This is a genomic window from Pseudomonas sp. PDM09, assembly GCF_014852305.1.
In the GTDB taxonomy this organism is placed as follows: Bacteria; Pseudomonadota; Gammaproteobacteria; order Pseudomonadales; family Pseudomonadaceae; genus Aquipseudomonas.
Map to the genome: position 1 here is coordinate 1 of NZ_JACVBI010000024.1, position 548 is coordinate 548.

The 548-nt window shown below is 47.1% G+C and carries 2 tRNA genes and 1 rRNA gene; all 3 read left to right on the forward strand.

From position 1 onward, the window contains the following. Positions 1-62: ribosomal RNA gene (locus tag IB250_RS28490) — 16S ribosomal RNA — on the forward strand; the annotation flags it as partial. Between the two features lie 123 nt (positions 63-185). Continuing rightward, a tRNA-Ile gene (locus IB250_RS28495) sits at positions 186-262 on the forward strand. Positions 263-272: 10 nt separating this feature from the next. After that, a tRNA-Ala gene (locus tag IB250_RS28500) sits at positions 273-348 on the forward strand. Positions 349-548: the final 200 nt, after the last annotated feature.

Genomic DNA, 548 nt, shown 5'->3' on the forward strand with positions numbered 1-548 from the left:
TGACTGGGGTGAAGTCGTAACAAGGTAGCCGTAGGGGAACCTGCGGCTGGATCACCTCCTTAATCGACGACATCAGCTGCTCCATAAGTTCCCACACGAATTGCTTGATTCATTGAAGAAGACGATAGAAGCAGCTTTAAGCTCCAAGCTGATAGCTCAACGCTAACAGTTACAAGCTCGAAATTGGGTCTGTAGCTCAGTTGGTTAGAGCGCACCCCTGATAAGGGTGAGGTCGGCAGTTCGAATCTGCCCAGACCCACCAATTTTGTTATGGGGCCATAGCTCAGCTGGGAGAGCGCCTGCCTTGCACGCAGGAGGTCAGCGGTTCGATCCCGCTTGGCTCCACCATAAACTGCTTCGACACGTTTGAGAGTTTAGAAATGAATATTCCGCTGTGAATATTGATTTCTAGTCTTTTGATTAGATCGTTCTTTAAAAATTTGGGTATGTGATAGAAAGATAGACTGATGGCCACTTTCACTGGTGGTGATCAGGCTAAGGTAAAATTTGTGAGTTTAATCGCGAATTTTCGGCGAATGTCGTCTTCA